Source organism: Mordavella massiliensis, assembly GCF_016901695.1.
GTDB lineage: Bacteria > Bacillota > Clostridia > Lachnospirales > Lachnospiraceae > Claveliimonas > Claveliimonas massiliensis_A.
Map to the genome: position 1 here is coordinate 39,342 of NZ_JACJKS010000004.1, position 18,415 is coordinate 57,756.

17 protein-coding genes are annotated in these 18,415 nt (G+C 57.1%); 16 read left to right on the forward strand and 1 reads right to left on the reverse strand.

Annotated features, from left to right (window positions below):
- Positions 1-172 precede the first annotated feature (172 nt).
- From chvE to ptsP, 11 genes are all read left to right on the forward strand, one after another.
- Entirely contained in the window at positions 173-1,282 is a 1,110-nt protein-coding gene (chvE, locus tag H6A20_RS03680) for a multiple monosaccharide ABC transporter substrate-binding protein (protein ID WP_204905819.1), read from the forward strand.
- 80 nt (positions 1,283-1,362) lie between these two features.
- On the forward strand, positions 1,363-2,901 hold the full coding sequence (gene mmsA, locus H6A20_RS03685) for a multiple monosaccharide ABC transporter ATP-binding protein (protein ID WP_204905820.1): 1,539 nt from the start codon (positions 1,363-1,365) through the stop codon (positions 2,899-2,901).
- 2 nt (positions 2,902-2,903) lie between these two features.
- Positions 2,904-4,064 carry a multiple monosaccharide ABC transporter permease gene (mmsB, locus tag H6A20_RS03690; protein ID WP_204905821.1) on the forward strand — a complete coding sequence of 387 codons (1,161 nt, stop codon included), beginning with the start codon at positions 2,904-2,906 and terminating at the stop codon, positions 4,062-4,064.
- 197 nt (positions 4,065-4,261) lie between these two features.
- The gene (locus tag H6A20_RS03695) at positions 4,262-4,882 is read left to right on the forward strand and encodes a DUF4867 family protein (protein WP_204905822.1); all 621 of its coding nucleotides are present in this window, start codon (positions 4,262-4,264) and stop codon (positions 4,880-4,882) included.
- A 26-nt stretch (positions 4,883-4,908) separates the two neighbouring features.
- On the forward strand, positions 4,909-6,393 hold the full coding sequence (locus H6A20_RS03700) for an L-fucose/L-arabinose isomerase family protein (protein WP_204905823.1): 1,485 nt from the start codon (positions 4,909-4,911) through the stop codon (positions 6,391-6,393).
- Positions 6,394-6,461: 68 nt separating this feature from the next.
- Positions 6,462-7,919 (forward strand): xylulokinase, encoded by a 1,458-nt coding sequence (xylB, locus tag H6A20_RS03705; protein ID WP_204905824.1) that lies wholly within the window; start codon positions 6,462-6,464, stop codon positions 7,917-7,919.
- 138 nt (positions 7,920-8,057) lie between these two features.
- On the forward strand, positions 8,058-8,849 hold the full coding sequence (locus tag H6A20_RS03710) for a zinc dependent phospholipase C family protein (protein WP_204905825.1): 792 nt from the start codon (positions 8,058-8,060) through the stop codon (positions 8,847-8,849).
- On the forward strand, positions 8,830-9,777 hold the full coding sequence (locus tag H6A20_RS03715; RefSeq protein ID WP_243426114.1) for a DNA/RNA non-specific endonuclease: 948 nt from the start codon (positions 8,830-8,832) through the stop codon (positions 9,775-9,777). The genes H6A20_RS03710 and H6A20_RS03715 overlap by 20 nt, the downstream gene beginning before the upstream one ends.
- A gap of 136 nt (positions 9,778-9,913) precedes the next feature.
- Positions 9,914-10,501, forward strand: a complete 588-nt coding sequence (locus tag H6A20_RS03720) for a 50S ribosomal protein L25 (protein ID WP_204905827.1) — start codon at positions 9,914-9,916, stop codon at positions 10,499-10,501.
- Between the two features lie 126 nt (positions 10,502-10,627).
- The gene (locus tag H6A20_RS03725; protein ID WP_204905828.1) at positions 10,628-11,899 is read left to right on the forward strand and encodes a nickel pincer cofactor-dependent isomerase, group 22; all 1,272 of its coding nucleotides are present in this window, start codon (positions 10,628-10,630) and stop codon (positions 11,897-11,899) included.
- A gap of 20 nt (positions 11,900-11,919) precedes the next feature.
- Positions 11,920-13,539: a phosphoenolpyruvate--protein phosphotransferase gene (ptsP, locus tag H6A20_RS03730; protein ID WP_204905829.1), complete on the forward strand. Its 1,620-nt coding sequence runs from the start codon at positions 11,920-11,922 to the stop codon at positions 13,537-13,539.
- Between the two features lie 16 nt (positions 13,540-13,555).
- Here ptsP and H6A20_RS03735 read toward each other — a convergent pair whose 3' ends face one another.
- The gene (locus tag H6A20_RS03735) at positions 13,556-14,221 is read right to left on the reverse strand and encodes a helix-turn-helix transcriptional regulator (protein ID WP_204905830.1); all 666 of its coding nucleotides are present in this window, start codon (positions 14,219-14,221) and stop codon (positions 13,556-13,558) included.
- A gap of 258 nt (positions 14,222-14,479) precedes the next feature.
- Here H6A20_RS03735 and H6A20_RS03740 point away from each other — a divergent pair, with 258 nt between their 5' ends.
- The 5 genes from H6A20_RS03740 to H6A20_RS03760 are packed head-to-tail and all read left to right on the forward strand — an operon-like array spanning position 14,480 to position 18,414.
- Positions 14,480-14,716 carry an RpnC/YadD family protein gene (locus H6A20_RS03740; RefSeq protein ID WP_204905831.1) on the forward strand — a complete coding sequence of 79 codons (237 nt, stop codon included), beginning with the start codon at positions 14,480-14,482 and terminating at the stop codon, positions 14,714-14,716.
- 24 nt (positions 14,717-14,740) lie between these two features.
- Positions 14,741-16,033 carry an L-cysteine desulfidase family protein gene (locus H6A20_RS03745; protein WP_204905832.1) on the forward strand — a complete coding sequence of 431 codons (1,293 nt, stop codon included), beginning with the start codon at positions 14,741-14,743 and terminating at the stop codon, positions 16,031-16,033.
- Positions 16,034-16,071: 38 nt separating this feature from the next.
- Positions 16,072-16,458: a diacylglycerol kinase gene (locus H6A20_RS03750; protein ID WP_204905833.1), complete on the forward strand. Its 387-nt coding sequence runs from the start codon at positions 16,072-16,074 to the stop codon at positions 16,456-16,458.
- A 35-nt stretch (positions 16,459-16,493) separates the two neighbouring features.
- A complete protein-coding gene (locus H6A20_RS03755) occupies positions 16,494-16,838 on the forward strand; it encodes a phasin family protein (protein WP_204905834.1) in 345 nt (114 codons plus the stop codon).
- Positions 16,831-18,414, forward strand: coding sequence for an ABC1 kinase family protein (locus H6A20_RS03760; protein ID WP_204905835.1), 1,584 nt, complete (start codon positions 16,831-16,833; stop codon positions 18,412-18,414). The genes H6A20_RS03755 and H6A20_RS03760 overlap by 8 nt, the downstream gene beginning before the upstream one ends.
- Position 18,415: the final 1 nt, after the last annotated feature.

Sequence of the window (18,415 nt, forward strand, 5' to 3'; positions counted from 1 at the left end):
CGGCATTGTCAATAGGACATTTTTAACAGGGACTAGCACAAAAAAGTGCTAGTCCCTGTTTTTTTGCCTTTATTTTGATAAATATGTGCAGACCTTTGCAAACATGTCCAGATGACATCCTGCTATAGTAATACCATCAAATAATTCTTACATGAATGGAGGAACGATGATTATGAAAAACAGAACAAAGAGACTGCTTGCGATCGGCCTGATCGCAGCTATGACAGCGTCCCTGGCAGCCTGCTCAAGCGAGGGAAGCGGCGGCGCGACAGCTGACAGCGGCGAGGAGAAGACGACCGAGGCCGGCACAGGCAAGATCGGCGTTGCCATGCCGACAAAGGATCTCCAGAGATGGAACCAGGACGGCGAGAACATGAAGAAACAGCTGGAGGAAGCTGGCTATGAGGTAGACCTTCAGTACGCCAGCAACGATATCAACACACAGGTATCTCAGGTGGAGAACATGATCTCCGGCGGATGCGACCTTCTCGTGATCGCTTCCATCGACGGCGAGTCCCTCGGAACACCGCTTGCAACGGCAGAGGAGCAGGACATCCCGGTTATCTCCTATGACCGTCTGATCATGAACACGACAGCTGTTCAGTACTATGCTACATTCGACAACTACCTTGTCGGCCAGAAGCAGGGCGAGTACCTGGTAGAGGCGCTGGATCTCGAGAACACAGACGGACCTTACAACATCGAGATCTTCACAGGTGACCCGGGCGACAACAACGTGAACTTCTTCTTCGGCGGCGCTATGGATGTGCTGCAGCCCTACATTGACGAAGGAAAACTGGTTGTTCCCTCCGGACAGACCACAAAAGAGCAGTGCGCGACAGCAGACTGGTCCACAGAGAAGGCACAGTCCAGAATGGATGCGATCTTAAGCTCCAACTACGCTGACACCCAGCTCGACGCAGTTCTTTGCTCCAACGACTCCACAGCCCTCGGCGTTGAGAACTCTCTTGAGGCAAACTACACAGGCGAGTGGCCGATCATCACAGGTCAGGACTGCGATATGCCGAACGTGAAGAACATCGTGGCCGGCAAGCAGGCAATGTCCGTATTCAAAGACACACGTCTCCTTGCAGAGCAGACCGTTAAGATGGTAGACGCCATCATGAGCGGCGAGGAAGCGGAAGTAAATGACACAGAGTCCTACGACAACGGAACAGGCGTCATCCCGACATACCTCTGCGAGCCCACAGTTGTTACACTTGACAACTACGAGGAGATGCTGATCGACTCCGGATACTACGAGGCGTCCGATATCCAGTAATAGCAGAACTTAACTAGCAAAGATACAGGCGGGAACAAAAAAGCCCGCCTGTTTTATCAGAAGGAAAGGGAGGGAGAACATTGGCAGAAATCTTGCTGGAGATGAAAAATATTACCAAGACTTTCCCGGGCGTAAAAGCACTTGACAACGTGAATCTGAAAGTGGAAAAAGGCGAGGTCCACGCCCTCGTGGGCGAGAACGGAGCCGGCAAATCCACGCTGATGAACGTACTGAGCGGTATCTATCCTTACGGAAGCTACGAGGGGGATATCATTTACAACGGAGAAGTCTGTAAGTTTAACAAGATCAAAGACAGCGAAGAAAAAGGGATCGTTATCATCCACCAGGAGCTGGCTCTTGTGCCGGAGATGACGATCGGCGAGAACATGTATCTGGGCAATGAGCAGGGAAAACCCTTCAACATTGACTGGAGCAGGACATACGGCGAGGCGGACAAATATCTGGCCCAGGTAGGCCTCAAGGAGTCCTCCCGCACACAGATCAAAGACATAGGAACAGGCAAACAGCAGCTCGTGGAGATCGCAAAGGCGCTGGCCAAGAACGCGAAGCTGCTCATTCTTGATGAGCCCACGTCTTCACTGAACGAGGAGGATTCCCAGGCGCTCCTGGATCTGCTCCTGGAGTTCAAGAAGCAGGGCATGACTTCGATCATTATCTCTCATAAGCTCAATGAGATTGCCTATGTGGCAGATAAAATCACGGTGATCCGGGACGGCTCCACCATCGAGACGCTGGACAAGCAGAAGGACGTCTTCACGGAGGACCGGATCATCAAAGGCATGGTCGGCCGTGAGCTGACGGACCGCTTCCCGAAGCGGGAGAAGAAGAACATCGGCGATGTGGCGCTGGAGGTAAAGAACTGGACCGTGCACCACCCGCTGTACTCCGAGAGAAAAGTCGTGGACAATGTCTCCATGTACGTGCGCAAGGGCGAGGTGCTGGGCATCTCCGGCCTGATGGGCGCCGGGCGCACCGAGCTTGCCATGAGCATCTTCGGAAAGAGCTACGGCAAGAACATTTCCGGACAGCTCCTGATCGACGGCAAGGAAGTGCACTTGCACTCTGTAAAGGACGCCATCAAACATAAGCTTGCCTACGTGACAGAGGACCGGAAGGGCAACGGGCTGATCCTGAGCAACCCCATCCGTGTCAACACGACGCTGGCCAACCTGGACGGCGTCAGCAGCCACGGCATCATCGACAACGACAAGGAGATCGCCGTTGCGGAGGAGTACCGCCAGAAGCTGCGCACGAAGTGCCCGTCCGTAGAGCAGAATGTGGGCAACTTAAGCGGCGGCAACCAGCAGAAAGTGCTGCTGGCGAAGTGGATGTTCGCGGGGCCGGACGTGCTGATCCTTGACGAGCCTACAAGAGGTATCGACGTGGGCGCCAAGTACGAGATCTACTGCATCATCAACGATCTTGTGGCGCAGGGTAAATCCGTGATCATGATCTCCTCCGAACTCCCGGAGGTCCTTGGTATGTCAGACCGCATCTACGTCATGAACGAGGGGAAGATCGTAGGTGAGCTGAGCGCAGAGGAGGCAACCCAGGAGATCATCATGTCACGCATCTTGAAATCGAGCAAAGGAGAATAGCTATGGAAAAGGGTAAAGTTACAGAATTTTTAAAGAAGTATACCATGATCATTGTGCTGATCATCGTCGTATTATTTTTCACATGGCAGACAGACGGCAGGATGCTGCTCCCGCAGAACGTGAACAACCTGATCTCTCAGAACGCGTATGTATTCATCCTGGCAACCGGTATGCTGCTGTGTATCCTGACAGGCGGCAACATCGACCTGAGCGTCGGATCCGTTGTCTGCTTCGTGGGCGCTGTGGGCGCCACCGTTATGGTTAACATGAAGATGAACATCTTTGTCGGCATCCTCGTGATGCTGGCAGTGGGCCTGGCCATCGGCGTATGGCAGGGCTTCTGGATCGCCTACCGGCGGATCCCGCCCTTCGTTGTGACGCTGGCAGGCATGCTGATGTTCCGCGGCCTCTCCAACATCGTGCTGGACGGCTTCACCATCGCACCCATGCCCCAGGGATACTTAAACCTGTTCAACAGCTACATCATTGACTTCTTCGGCGGGCAGGGCCTCAACATCACCTGCGTGCTGATCGGCGTGATCGCGGCAGCCATCTTCATCCTCATCACCTTCAAGGGCAGGATGTCCAAGATCAAGAAGGGCTACGCCGTGAACAAGGCAAGCAATGATATCATCCGCTGCGTGATCATCAGCATCGTCATCATCGGCTTCATGTGGAGGCTGGCGCAGTACAAGGGCCTCCCGAACATGCTGCTGTGGATCGCCGTGATCATCATCATCTACGGCTACATCACATCCAAGACGACCATCGGCCGTCACCTGTACGCCATCGGCGGCAATGAGAAGGCGGCGCAGCTGTCCGGTATCAACACGAACAAGGTGTACTTCTTCGCCTACGCCAACATGGGTCTTCTGGCAGCGGTTGCCGGCATGGTGACCATCGCCCGCCTGAATTCCGCGAACCCGAACGCCGGCGACAGCTACGAGATGGACGCCATCGGCTCCTGCTTCATCGGCGGCGCATCCGCATACGGCGGAAGCGGAACGATCCCGGGCGTGATCGTCGGCGCCACTCTGATGGGCGTCATCAACCTTGGTATGTCCATCATGGGTATCGACATGAACTGGCAGAAGGTTGTGAAGGGCCTTGTCGTTCTGGCAGCCGTTATCTTCGACGTGGAGTCCAAGAAGAATTCCAGATAAGACAGAAAGTAGTATGTATAAATGCTGTACCATCATGCGATGTGGTGGTACAGTTTTTATATATCCGCATCATACAAAAAGACAAGAAACTGCCATGAAATGCGCAAAAAATTGGTAGTATCAGACAAAAAAAGTTGTTATACTGACATTAACAAGACAAGTCCGCCTGTGCGGATATGGAAAAGGAGGAGATAGACATGCAGATCCAGAACGTGACGGATGCAGCGTTCAGGAAGTACGGCAAAGTGCTGGAAGGCTATGATCTGAGCCGTCTCATCAAAGAGATGGAGCACACGCCCCTGCCGCTGGATGACGTCATCTATGTGCCGTCTGTGGAGGAGCTGGAGGCCCTTCCCGTGGAGGAAGATCTGAGGAACCGGGCTTTTGGCGGGCTTCCCATTGAGATCGGATACTGCAACGGCAACAATAAGAAGCTGAATGCGCTGGAGTACCACCGCTCTTCAGAGATCAACGTGGCTGTGACGGACGCCATCCTGCTCATCGGACATCAGCAGGATGTGGAGCCCGACTACACCTACGATACATCCAGGGTGGAGGCGTTCCTCGTTCCGGCCGGAACCGCCATCGAGGTCTATGCGACGACGCTTCACTACGCGCCCTGCACCGTGGAGGGCAACGAAGGCTTCCGGGTGGTCGTGGTGCTGCCGAAGGATACCAACACAGACCTCACCTTCCCGGTTGGAAAAGCGGGCGAGGACAGGCTCATCACTGCAAAGAACAAATGGCTCATTGCCCATGAGGACGCAAAGATAGAGGGCGCCTTCTGCGGGTTAAAAGGAGAAAATATCACACTGTAAACAGGAATAAGGAGGATTGATACACTATGAACAACATGCCAGAAGTAAAAATCGGAGTTGTAGCTGTAAGCCGTGACTGCTTCCCGGAGAGCTTATCCGTGACGAGAAGACAGAACCTGATGAAGGCCTACACAGAGAAGTACGGCGCAGAGGGCATCTACGAGTGCCCGATCTGCATCGTAGAGAGCGAGATCCACATGGTACAGGCTCTCGAGGACATCAAGAAGGCCGGCTGCAACGCGCTGTGCGTATACCTTGGAAACTTCGGACCGGAGATCTCCGAGACACTGCTCGCAAAGCACTTTGACGGACCGAAGATGTTCATCGCTGCCGCAGAGGAATCCGGCAACGATCTGCTGGACGGCAGAGGAGACGCGTACTGCGGTATGCTCAACGCCAGCTACAACCTGAAGCTGCGCAATGTGGGCGCTTACATCCCGGAGTATCCGGTAGGCGACGCAGAGGACTGCGCGGACATGATCCACGAGTTCATCCCGATCGCAAAAGCGATCGAGGGCCTGAACAACTTAAAGATCATCTCCTTCGGTCCCCGTCCGCTCAACTTCCTGGCCTGCAACGCACCGATCAAGCAGCTCTACAACATCGGCGTTGAGATCGAGGAGAACTCTGAGCTCGACCTGTTTGAGGCGTTCAACAAGCATGCGGGCGACGAGAGGATCCCGGCGCTTGTAAAAGAGATGGAGGAGGAGCTCGGCGCAGGCAACAAGAAGCCTGAGATCCTTTCCAAGCTGGCGCAGTACGAGCTGACATTAAAAGACTGGGTGGAGGAGCACAGAGGCTACAGAAAGTACGTTGCCATCGCAGGCAAGTGCTGGCCGGCTTTCCAGACACAGTTCGGCTTCGTTCCCTGCTATGTGAACAGCCGTCTGACAGCCCAGGGCATCCCGGTATCCTGCGAGGTAGATATCTACGGCGCACTCAGCGAGTTCATCGGAACCGTTGTGAGCGGCGATACGGTAACCCTGCTCGACATCAACAACAGCGTGCCGAAGGATATGTACAATGCGGACATCAAGGGCAGGTACGACTACACGCTGCAGGATGTATTCATGGGCTTCCACTGCGGAAATACGGCATCTTCCAAGCTGTCCTTCTGCGAGATGAAGTACCAGAAGATCATGGCGAGAACGCTGCCTGAGGAAGTGACACAGGGAACGCTGGAGGGCGATATCGTTCCCGGCGACATCACCTTCTTCCGTCTGCAGAGCACAGCCGACAATATCCTGCGCGCTTACATCGCACACGGCGAGGTACTCCCGGTTGCATCCAGATCCTTCGGAGCTATCGGCGTGTTCGCCATCCCGGAGATGGGACGCTTCTACCGCCACGTGCTGATCGAGGGCGGCTATCCGCATCACGGGGCCGTTGCCTTCGGACATCACGGCAAGGCGCTGTTCGAGGTGTTCAAGTACATCGGCGTACCGGTGGACGAGATCGGCTACAACCAGCCGGCAGGCGTTCGGTATCCGACAGAGAATCCCTGGAGATAAGCTGACACAGACATACAAAAAGGGGCGGGGAGAGAGTGTGCTCCCTGCCCTGTTTTTAGGAGGTACATATGTTATATATCGGTGTGGATCTCGGCACATCAGCGGTGAAGCTGCTCCTGATGGACGAGACAGGTGACATAAAAAATATCGTCTCAAAGGAATATCCTTTGTTTTTCCCGCACCCGGGCTGGTCTGAGCAGAATCCGGAGGACTGGTTTGAGAAGTCCATGGAGGGCATCTGCGACCTGACGGAGGGCTTTGACAAAAGCCAGGTGGCGGGCATCAGCTTCGGCGGACAGATGCACGGCCTGGTGGCCCTGGACGGGGACGACCAGGTGATCCGTCCCGCCATCCTCTGGAACGACGGGCGTACCGGCGAGGAGACAGACTACCTGAACGAGGTGATCGGCAAGGACAAGCTGTCCCAGTATACGGCCAACATTGCGTTCGCCGGGTTTACAGCTCCCAAGATCCTCTGGATGAAGAAGAACGAGCCGGAGAATTTTGCAAAGATCACAAAGATCATGCTGCCCAAGGACTACCTGGCCTACCGGCTGTCCGGATCCTTCTGCACGGACGTGTCGGACGCCTCCGGCATGCTCCTCATGGATGTGAAGAACCGCTGCTGGTCAAAGGAGATGCTGGACATCTGCGGCATCACGGAAGAGATGCTCCCCACGCTCTATGAGAGCTACGAGGTGGTCGGAACCCTGAGAGAGGATGTGGCCGCCCGGCTCGGCCTCTCCGCAGACGTGAAAGTCATCGCGGGCGCGGGGGACAACGCGGCGGCAGCCGTGGGAACCGGCACAGTCGGGGACGGCATGTGCAACATTTCCCTGGGTACATCCGGCACGATCTTCATCTCCAGCGAGCACTTCGGCGTGGATGAGCACAATGCGCTCCACTCCTTCGCCCATGCGGACGGCAACTACCACCTGATGGGGTGCATGCTGAGCGCTGCCTCCTGCAACAAGTGGTGGATGGAGGAGATCCTGAAGACAAAAGATTTCGGGAAAGAGCAGGAGGGCATCACCAAACTGGGTGAGAACAATGTGTTCTACCTTCCCTATCTCATGGGAGAGAGATCGCCCCACAACAATCCGGACGCGAGAGCCATGTTCATCGGCATGTCCATGGATACAACCCGGGAAGATATGACGCAGGCAGTGCTGGAGGGCGTTGCCTTTGGCCTTCGTGACTCCCTGGAAGTGGCGAGGAGCCTCGGCATCCGGATCGAGCGCACGAAGATCTGCGGCGGCGGCGCGAAGAGCCCGCTCTGGAAGAAGATCATCGCCAATGTCATGAACCTGAAGGTGGATGTGATCGAGAGCGAGGAGGGCCCGGCCCTGGGCGGCGCCATGCTGGCGGCTGTGGGCTGCGGCGAGTACCCGGATGTAAAGACCATCGCGCAGAAGATCGTGAAGGTGATCGACACGGTGGAGCCGGAGGAGGAGCTGGTAAAGAAGTACGAGGAGAAGTACCAGAAGTTCCGCCGGATCTATCCGACCGTGAAGTGTCTGTACTAAGAAAACAGAAACGCGTGCACAGGAGGAAGGCAAGTATAAGGAAAGCCTTCCTCCTTTTTGTTCTGCGCTTGTTATCTTTGGCAAAACCGATTATAATAATAGGGACGCAAAAAAGAAACAGACAAAGGAGGCAGCGACATGCCGGCATTTTACGCACATGACCGTTTCGGGCGCAAGGTATATGCCCGCCTGGACGGGGAGGTCAAACAGACGATCGAGCAGCACAGCAGTCAGTTCCGGATCGGCCTGCAGGGTCCGGATCTCTTTTTCTTTTACAGGCCCTGGAAGGCGAACCGGGTCTCCAGGTACGGGAACCATCTCCATGAGATATCCGCGGCGCCCTTTTTCAGGCATGCGGCGGGCGTCGTCAGGAAGAAGGGAAGGACAGGCCCGGAGTACGCGTATCTGCTGGGCTTTGTGTGCCATTTCATCCTGGATGGCGAGTGCCATCCCTTCGTGGATGCCTATATCCGCAGGAGCGGCGTGCAGCATCTGGAGATCGAGGAGGAATTTGAGAAGCTTCTCCTCCGGATGGACGGGAAGGATCCCTTTGCCTATCCGCTGGCGGAGCTGATCCCCGCGGATCCGGAGACGGCGGAGGCGGTCGCCCCGTTTTACGCGCATATGGAGCCGGAGACCGTGCTGCGCGCCTTAAAAGACATGCGGCTTGTCAAGCGGTTCTTCACGGCGCCGGGACGGCTGAAGCATGATGCGATCAACACCGGGCTGAAGGTGACGGGAAAGTACCCGTATATGAAAGGGCTGATGAACCAGCACAGGGACAACCTGCGCTGCCGCAGGAGCAACCGGGAACTGCTGCGCCGGTTTGACGGAGCGGTGGATCTGGCAGTGAAGATGATCGGAAGTCTGGATGAGACGATCCGCACGGGAAAGGAGCTGGAGAAACGTTTTGACAGGACATTCGAATAAAAAGACAGGCGGAAACCGAAGCAGGGCGGTCGGTGTATCCATTCTGGCACTGGCGGCTTTTCTTCTCACATCCTGTCAGGGGGCAGGCGCAGACGTCTTATTTGGCGGGACAGCCGGCCAGGCTTCCGTCTCAGAGGCGGAGCTGGCGCTGGGGGAGATCCCGGAGTATGACGGGGAGCCCTATGTGGAAGTGGAGGACGGGGAGCCGGATTTCGAGGAAGATGAGCTTACCGGGGATGCCTATGAGTCCTACAGCGAGCTGGACGGTCTGGGGCGGTGCCAGGAGGCCAAAGCCTGCGTGGGCCTGGAGACCATGCCGGATGAGGAGCGGGGCAATATCAGCGAAGTAAAGCCCACGGGCTGGCAGTCTGTGGAGTATGACCAGGTGGACGGCGGACATCTCTACAACCGGTGCCATCTCATCGGCTTCCAGCTCACCGGCGAGAATGCCAACGAGAGAAACCTGATCACCGGGACGAGATACATGAACACAGAGGGGATGCTGCCCTTTGAGAACGAGGTGGCCGACTATGTGAAGGAGACGGGCAACCATGTGCTCTACCAGGTGACCCCGGTCTTTGAGGGCGACAACCTGGTGGCATCCGGCGTGTGGATGGAAGCGGAGTCAGTGGAAGACGGCGGACGGGGCGTCTCGTTCAACGTGTATGTGTTCAACATCCAGCCGGGCATTGAGATTGATTACTCGCAGGGAAACAGTTGGGAGATCGAAGGCGGGGAGACCTACGCCGAGTGGGTGGACGACGGGGAGGAGCACACCTACATCCTCAACACGAACACGAAGAAATTCCACGATCCGGACTGCAGCGGCGCTGCGGATATCAAGCCGGACAATAAGGAGACCTATACCGGGAGCAGGCAGGCGCTGCTCGAGGACGGATATGAGCCGTGCGGAAGCTGCGATCCGTAAAAATTCATAAAAGGGCTTGTGTTATTTATAATAGGTGTTATAATATACGTGTAACAAAAAGACATACTTAACTGACCTCTTTGTTTTGCAAAGTTGAAGGCTGCTAAGCATTATCAGATTTTGGAGGAAAAGATAAATGACTACTTTGAAAGCTGAAAAGCGTAACATGCAGACAAAAGCTAAGAAACTCAGGAGAGAAGGATTTGTTACCGGCAATGTATTCGGCAGGGAGATGAAGGAGTCCATGCCGATCCAGATAGCAAAGACCGATGCGGAGCGCCTCATCAAGTCCCACGGCAAGGGAAGCCAGATCATGCTGGACGTGGACGGACAGATGATGGACGTCCTGGTGAAGGAGATCGATCTGAGCCCGCTCAAGACAGAGATCTATGAGATCGATTTCCAGGCGCTTGTAAAGGGCGAGAAGGTGCACTCCGTGGCAGAGGTCATCCTGCTGAACCACGAGAAGGTGAACACCGGACTTGTGAACCAGATGCTTCACGAGATCGCATTCAAGGCGGAACCGTCCGCGCTGGTGGAGAAGATCGAGATCGACGTGGGAGACATGAAGCTCGGCGACTCCATCCAGGTGAAGGATCTGGATATCGCGAAGAACAAGGACATTGACCTTGTCACCAACCCGGAGGCGACGGTTGTCTCCATTACGGAGATCCACAACCAGCCTGTCGGCGATGAGGAGACAGAGGAAGAGACGGAAGCATAGAACACAGACAGAGCGCGGAAAGGCCGTTCCCGGTAAGGGGGCGGCCTTTCTGGCTGCATGTCCCTCCTTGTATGTGCCGGGCAAACAGGATATAATGCAGTATAGAAGAAAGCGGGAGGTAGAGCTATGTTTCCGAAGATGATACGGATCCACAATCACGGCTACAACCGGGAGAGGATCGGGGATGTACAGCAGGCATACAAGGAGAGCTGGGACAGCCTGGGGCTGGATCCGGGGAAAATGAAAGGAAAGAAGATCGGGATCGCCGTGGGCAGCCGCGGGATCGACCAGATCCAGGCGATCGTGCGCATGACTGTCGGGAAGGTGAAAGAGGCAGGCGGGGAGCCGTATATCTTCGCCGCCATGGGGTCCCACGGCGGCGGCACGGCGCAGGGGCAGCAGGAAGTGCTTGCGTCCCTCGGCATCACGCAGGAGGAGGTGGGCGCGCCGGTTCTGTGCAGCGGGGAGACGAAGCTGTGGGGCTGGACGGGACCTCACGGGTATCCGGTGTACGGCAGCGTGCTCTGCGACCAGTTCGACGCCTTTGTGCTGATCAACCGGGTCAAGATGCACACGGATTTTGAAGATGTCACGGAGAGCGGCGTCCTGAAGCTGATGGCCATCGGCATCGGCGGCCCGGCTGGATGCCAGAACGTGCACGCCCTGGCTCTGAAGGACGGGTACGGCACGGTCATCCGGGAGACGGCCGCCTTTATGATGGAGCACCTGCCGGTCCTCTTCGGCGTGCTTCTGACAGAGAACGCGGTGCACAGGCTGGACTGCATCTGCATGCGGGAGCCGGCGGATTTCCTGGAGACGGAGAAGGCGCTGCTGTCGAAAGTGAAGCAGGGCAGGATGAAGCTGCCGGCAGAGCAGATCGACGTGCTCATCGTAGACGAGATGGGGAAGGATATCTCCGGATCTGGTATGGACACCAAGGTGATCGGACGGGTCTGTGTGACGGGGCAGGCGGAGCCGGCATCCCCGCAGATCACGCGCATTGCAGTGCTCGGCCTGACAGAGGGGTCCCACGGGAATGCCATCGGGATCGGGCTGGCGGACTTTACGACAAAAGATGTGCTGGAGCAGACAGACTTTGCCGCTACAGCGAAGAACGCCGTGGCCTCCATGGCGCCGGCGCAGGGGAAATTCCCCTGCGTGCTCAGGACAGACCGGGACGCGCTGCAGGCGGCCCTCGACACGGCGGCCCTGGAGGATCCGGAGGCGGCCAGGGTCGTGCGGATCCGCAATACGAACCAGATCGCTGATCTCTATGTTTCTGCCGCGCTCTATGAGGAACTGCGGGGCAGCAGGGACATCGAGGCGCTGGGGGAGGCGGAGCCTCTCGCGTTCGACGACAGGGGAAGACTTCTGCCCGGGCAGTACGGGCATGAATAAAGTAAGAAGGTAAAGAGGCTATGAAGATATACCAGGGAAAATCCGTTGTGGCGGGAACAGCCATCGGAACGATCCGTTTTTATTCACAGGACAGGCCGGCCATCTCTCCTGAAAAGACAGCAGATACAGCCGGCGAGACGGCCCGCTACGAGAGGGCAAAGGCGCAGGCCCTTAAGGAGCTGGAGGAACTCTGCGGGAAGACGGCCGGGGAAGCGGGGGAGGATGCCGCAGCCATCTTCCGGGGACACGGTATGATCCTGGCAGACGAGGAATTCAACGCTTCCATCCTGCAGCGGATCCGCGCCGGGAAGAGCAGCGCGGCGTATGCGGTATCCTCCGCGGCGGACCAGTTCTGCCGGATGTTTGCGCAGATGGAGGATCCGTACCTGCGGGAGCGCGCCTCCGACGTCCGGGATGCGGCGCAGCGGGTGATCCGGATCCTGCAGGGCGGCATGTGCAGCGCGGTGCCGGGGGATGAACCGGTGATCCTGGCGGCAGTGGATCTGTCCCCAAGCGAGACCGTGCAGATGGACCGGGACAGGCTTCTCGGGTTTGTGACGGAGCTGGGATCCGACAGTTCCCACACGGCCATCCTCGCCCGCACCATGCGCATTCCCGCGCTCTGCGGCATCCCGGCCGGTGAGGAGCTGGACGGCAGGCCGGCTGTGCTGGACGGCGCCGGCGGCAAGCTGATCGTGGATCCGGATGAAGAGACTCTTGCAAAGTACCGGGCAAGGCAGGAGGAGGAGAGAAGACAGAGGGATCTTTTGGGGAAGCTGAAGGGTAAAAAGACCGTCACGGCGGACGGGACAGAGGTCTGCCTGTGCGCCAATATCGGAAGCGCGGCCGATGTGGACGCCGCGCTTGAAAATGACGCGGAAGGGATCGGCCTTTTCCGGAGCGAATTCCTCTATCTGGAAAAAGACAGGCTCCCCACGGAGGAAGAGCAGTTCCAGGTATACAGGCAGGTGGCGGAACGCATGCAGGGACGGCCGGTGGTGATCCGCACGCTGGATATCGGCGCGGACAAGCAGGCGGCGTATCTGAACCTGGCGCGGGAAGAGAATCCGGCAATGGGATACCGCGCCATCCGTATCTGTCTGGACCGCCCGGAGATCTTCCGGACACAACTGCGGGCTATCCTGCGGGCCGCTGCATACGGCAGGATCGGCATCCTGTTTCCCATGGTCATCTCCGTGTGGGAGGTGCAGCAGGCAAAGAAATATGTGGAGGAGAGCCGGATGGAGCTGCGCCGCGCGGGCATTGCCTGTGGGGATGTGGAGCTGGGCGTCATGATCGAGACCCCGGCTGCGGTGATCCTTGGCGGACCGCTGGCAGAGGAAGTGGATTTCTTCAGTATAGGCACGAATGATCTGACTCAGTACACACTGGCGATCGACCGCCGGAACGGGACGCTGGACCGCTTCTACGACGCCCGTCATCCGGCTGTGCTGGAGATGATCCGCATGACGGTGGAGAACGGCCACAGAGGCGGCTGCCGGGTGGGCATCTGCGGAGAGCTTGCCGCAGACGTATCCCTCACAGAGACATTTCTGAAGATGGGCGTGGACGAACTGTCTGTCGCGCCGGGCAGCGTACTTCCGGTCCGGGAGGCCGTCCGCAGGATTTCCTTGAAATAAAAGAGAAGCGTTCTTCCTATTTTTCAGTAAGCCGCCAGAGGCATCCGGCGGCAACGGCGGCAGCCCCGACCAGATACTTTACAGCCGTGGAGATGGAAGTAAGGAAATAGATCCTGCCGACAGCTGCGGACAGCCAGGAAAACGGAAGATGCCCGGACAGCCACAGAAGGAACAGGGCGCTCCACAGCAGGAATGCCAGAAGCACGGCGGCCAGGATCCTTCGTATCAAAACCCGGCGGGGGAGCTGCGCTTTCCTGCGGACCGCCAGTCCCAGAATAAGCCCTGTCCCGGAAAATCCAAAGAGGGCCAGCAGAAGAGGCATGCCGATACAGGACAAACACACGGCAGCGATGGAGATCTCAAAGGTGATCCCCTGCATGGTCCTGGCATGCTGCAGTGCAAAGATGACGCCGGCCAACAGGACAGCAGCAAGAGCCAGAAGGCCGCAGTCCCGCCGGAACTTCTTCTTCTCCCGGCAGGCGGTATCTCCGTAGAGCAGCGTCTCTACATCTGTTTCCAGTATTTCCGACAGTTTTGTAAGGGTGTCCAGGTCCGGATTCGACTTTCCGGTCTCGTAGTTGGAGACCGTCTGTCTCGTCACGAACAGCTTCTGCGCCAGCTCCTCCTGGGACAGCCCTTTCTGTATGCGCTGTCTTTTGATATTCTGACTGATCTTTGACATGTCCCTCCCTCCTTTCCTGCTTTTATGATACAGAATCCGGCCAGGAATGTCACGCAAAGATTCTTTGCAGATGTGTAACCGAGTATAAATCGGATAAAAACGATATAAAATCTTATGGAAACTTGCCTGCGCATGTGTTATGATAATTGCAAAGCATTTATATTTCTTACAGTTGTCTTACGGGTTAGTCCGTATCTTATACTCTGATAAAATCTAAAAGAAATCTCACTGAAGTGTAAGGAAGGAGGAATAAAACGCATGTGTGAGATTACGGAGCAGATTGAAAAACATGGAAGGGAAGTCGGAAGAGCCGAGGGGAGAGCCGAAGGAAGAGCCGAAGGGAAGGCCGAAGGAAAAACGGAGGGCAAAAGAACGATGGCCCTGAATCTGGCACAGGCCGGAATGCCGGCCGATATGATCGCAAAGATCGCAGAAGAAAGCATCTCGGTCGTACAGCGGTGGATTGCCGCAGACGCGGCTCCGGGGATGAAATAGACTCTGAAAAAAGGAGAAGAGGATATGAAAGAACTGACAAGAATGATACGGGAAGACATGAAACCGGCCCTGGGGGTGACAGAGCCGGGCGCGATCGCTTTTGCGGTAGCGGAGGCGGTAAGCCACACAAGAGGCGTGATCCGGCAGATCACCGTGTCCATGAACAGCGGCATGTATAAGAATGCATTCACCTGCGGGATCCCGGGAACCGACCAGGTGGGGAGCGCCTATGCCGCTGCCCTGGGGGCGGTAGCCGGCAGGCCGGAGAAGGGGCTGGAAGCGCTGGCGGATGTGAAGGAGGAGGACAACAGGCAGGCAGATGCGCTGATCCGCGCCGGCAAAGTGAAGATCGTGCTTGACAGCATCAGCAGCCGCATCTTTATCGAGGCGTCCGTGGAGACGGAGGAAGACACGGCGGTAGTGACGATCCGGGACTCCCACACGAATATCGTGTGCGAGGAAGTGAACGGGAAGATCATTGCCGGGACAAAGGATGAACCGGAGATCCGGGAAGAAGACGGCGGGGAGGCGGGGCATCCGATCCACTGCTATACCCTGCAGGATCTGGTCTCCTATATTGAGACTGTGGACGGGGAGGAGATTGCCTTCATAGAGGAGGCCTACGAAGTCAACCTCCGCCTGTTCCACCTCGGGCTTGCAAGCCCGAAGACGACCTTTGCCCGCCATCTTCTTGAGAGAAACGGCGGGAAGGAGATCTCGAAGGACGAGCAGGCCACGGCGTCCCTCCTTTGCAACGGGGCCATCGAGGCCCGGGTCATCGGCCTCGATGCGCCGGCCATGAGCATCACGGGATCCGGCGCCCACGGGATCATCGCCACCATGCCCCTCTATGCGGCATACAGGGTAAATGGCTACACGAAGGAGCAGCTCCTGCGGGCCACGGCCCTCTCCTATCTGGTGTGCATGTACATCAAGGAGTATTCCGGCCGGCTGTCTGCCTTCTGCGGCTGCGCCATTGCGGCCGGATCCGGCATGGCCTGCGCCCTCGCGTGGCTGCGGGGCGGCGGGGTGACAGAGATGACCTACGTGCTGAACAATATGGCCAGCAGCATCACCGGGATGATCTGCGACGGCGGCAACCAGGGCTGCACCATGAAAGGGATCGCTGCTGTCGATGCGGCATGGAGATCCGTGGACCTGGCCATGCACGGCATCCACATCGCGGATGTGCACGGGATCAACGGGGAGACGCCGGAGGAGACCATGCGGAACATGGGCCTGATCGCCTCCCCGGGCATGACAGGCACAGAGAAGACGATCGTGGAGATCTTTGACGCCAAACAGAGAAAAGTGTGATATAATAAAAACAAATCTTTGCCCGGGAGGAATGCAAGGTGAAGGGACAGAAGAAACCGCCGCTTTATAAAAGTTTCGGCTTTGCCTTTGAAGGCATCTTTGCGGTGATCCGCAGGGAGAGGAACATGCAGATCCACTGCTGCATGATGACGCTGGTCATCATCGCAGGTCTGTTTTTCGGGATTTCCCGGACGGAATGGTGCATCTGCTTCGTGCTCTTCGGCCTTGTCATGTCGCTGGAGCTGGTCAATACGGCGGTGGAGTCGGTGGTGGATCTCGTCACGCAGGAGAGACGCCCTCTTGCCAAACTTGCCAAGGACGCGGCAGCCGGGGCGGTGCTGATCGCTTCCATCATGGCGGCGGCGGCCGGGCTTATCATTTTCCTCCCGAAAGGCTGGACCTTCCTTATGACGATAGCAGGGTAACCGGCGGCAGAAGGACTTTGAAAGGAGAGATCGATATGGAAAACTTTGGGGATGGGATCAAGAAGATCCTGCTGGCAGGCATCGGCGCAGTGGCGGTGACGACAGAGAAGTCCAAAGAAATGCTGGATGAGATGGTAAAGAAGGGCGAACTGACCGTAGAGCAGGGCAAAGCCCTCAACGAGGAGCTGAAGCACAATATCCGGCAGACGGTGAAGGATAAAGTCAATGTGTCCGTGAAGGCCTCCACACCGGAGGAGCTGGACGAGCTTCTGGACCGGATGAGCCCGGAGCAGATCGAAGCTTTGAAGGCGCGCATCCTCGTCAAGGAGAGCGCCGCAGAAGAGACGGCACAGACAGAGGAAGAAGGAGTCCATGAGTAAAGAGGAAACCATGGAATATAAGAGCAGGCTGCGGGAGATGACCGCAGTCCTGCACAAATATGAGATCACAAAAGGGCTGACCCCGGAGAAACTGCGGATGATACTGGAAGACCTGGGGCCAACCTTTATTAAGATCGGCCAGATCATGTCCATGCACTCGGACATCCTTCCCAAGCGGTACTGCGATGAGCTGATGAAGCTTCGGTCAGACGTAAAGCCCATGCCGTTTTCCGAAGTGTCGGAGGTGCTGGACGCTTCCTACGGATGCCCGTGGGGCGCGATCTTCCAGGAGATCACGGAGAAGCCCCTGGGCTCTGCCTCTATCGCGCAGGTACACCGGGCGGTCCTGAAGGACGGATCCCCTGTCGTCATCAAAGTGCAGAGAAAGGGAATCTACGGGATCATGGCCCGGGATATCTCCCTTTTGCGGAAGGCGGTGCGCCTCCTGCCCCCGGTCAGCATCAAGGGTATGGTGGACCTGGACATGGTGCTGGGGGAGCTCTGGGATGTGACAAGGGAGGAGATGAACTTCCTCACCGAAGCCGCCAATATGGAGGAATTCGCCCGCAGGAACGAGGGGGTCGCCTATGTGGGCATGCCGGTCCTCTACCAGGAGTACACGACGCTCCACGTCCTTGTCATGGAGTATATCGAGGGGTACTGCATTGACGAGAAGGAGCGCCTTCAGGCGGACGGCTACGACCTGAACGAAGTGGGGCGCAAGCTGGCTGACAACTACATGAAACAGGTCATTGAGGACGGTTTCTTCCATGCGGACCCGCATCCGGGAAACCTCAGGATCCGGGACGGCAAGATCATCTGGATCGACATGGGGATGATGGGCCGCCTGACAGAGCAGGACAGGGAGCTGATCGCGAAGGCGGTGCGCGGCGTGGCGGTCAACGACGTGGGACTGATCCAGGAGGCGGTCATGGCCCTCGGGGAATTCAGGGAGCAGCCCGATCCGAGCCGTCTCTACGAGGACATCAGCGGACTTCTGTCCAAGTACGGCACGGTGGATATGGGTCAGATCGATGTGGCGGCCGTCATGATGGATCTGATGGAGGTCATGAAGGAGAACCACATCATCATGCCTCACGGCCTGACTATGCTGGCAAGAGGGCTGACGCACATGGAGGGTGTGCTGGCTGATATCTCGCCGGAGATCAACATGGTGGAGATCGCGGCGGCAAGGATCAAGGAGAGCATGCTGCGCAGCTTCGACTGGAAGAAGGAGATCAAAAGCGGCGGCAAGGCGGTGTACCGGTCCGTGCAGCGGGCGCTGGATATCCCGGTCCTTATCTCAGATGCGGTGCAGGGATACCTGAAAGGGCAGACCAAGGTCAATCTGGATCTGCATGCATCGCCGGAACTGGCCCGGCTTCTGCGCAGAATGGTGCAGAATATCGTCATGGGCCTGTGGGTGATGGCGCTGCTCATCAGCTCCAGCATCATCTGTACGACCGACATGAGGCCGAAGATATGGGGGATCCCGGCGCTTGGTGCGTTCGGGTACATGATCGCGTTCGTGATCGTGATGTACGTCTTTTTAAAACATCTGTTTTCCAAAAAATAAA

Bases quoted from the DNA above. Each gene is read 5' to 3' on its own strand.
- chvE (WP_204905819.1), top strand. From the start codon at position 173: ATGAAAAACAGAACAAAGAGACTGCTTGCGATCGGCCTGATCGCAGCT.
- mmsB (WP_204905821.1), top strand. From the start codon at position 2,904: ATGGAAAAGGGTAAAGTTACAGAATTTTTAAAGAAGTATACCATGATC.
- H6A20_RS03695 (WP_204905822.1), top strand. From the start codon at position 4,262: ATGCAGATCCAGAACGTGACGGATGCAGCGTTCAGGAAGTACGGCAAA.
- H6A20_RS03700 (WP_204905823.1), top strand. From the start codon at position 4,909: ATGAACAACATGCCAGAAGTAAAAATCGGAGTTGTAGCTGTAAGCCGT.
- xylB (WP_204905824.1), top strand. From the start codon at position 6,462: ATGTTATATATCGGTGTGGATCTCGGCACATCAGCGGTGAAGCTGCTC.
- H6A20_RS03710 (WP_204905825.1), top strand. From the start codon at position 8,058: ATGCCGGCATTTTACGCACATGACCGTTTCGGGCGCAAGGTATATGCC.
- H6A20_RS03720 (WP_204905827.1), top strand. From the start codon at position 9,914: ATGACTACTTTGAAAGCTGAAAAGCGTAACATGCAGACAAAAGCTAAG.
- H6A20_RS03725 (WP_204905828.1), top strand. From the start codon at position 10,628: ATGTTTCCGAAGATGATACGGATCCACAATCACGGCTACAACCGGGAG.
- ptsP (WP_204905829.1), top strand. From the start codon at position 11,920: ATGAAGATATACCAGGGAAAATCCGTTGTGGCGGGAACAGCCATCGGA.
- H6A20_RS03735 (WP_204905830.1), bottom strand. From the start codon at position 14,221: ATGTCAAAGATCAGTCAGAATATCAAAAGACAGCGCATACAGAAAGGG.
- H6A20_RS03740 (WP_204905831.1), top strand. From the start codon at position 14,480: ATGTGTGAGATTACGGAGCAGATTGAAAAACATGGAAGGGAAGTCGGA.
- H6A20_RS03745 (WP_204905832.1), top strand. From the start codon at position 14,741: ATGAAAGAACTGACAAGAATGATACGGGAAGACATGAAACCGGCCCTG.
- H6A20_RS03755 (WP_204905834.1), top strand. From the start codon at position 16,494: ATGGAAAACTTTGGGGATGGGATCAAGAAGATCCTGCTGGCAGGCATC.
- H6A20_RS03760 (WP_204905835.1), top strand. From the start codon at position 16,831: ATGAGTAAAGAGGAAACCATGGAATATAAGAGCAGGCTGCGGGAGATG.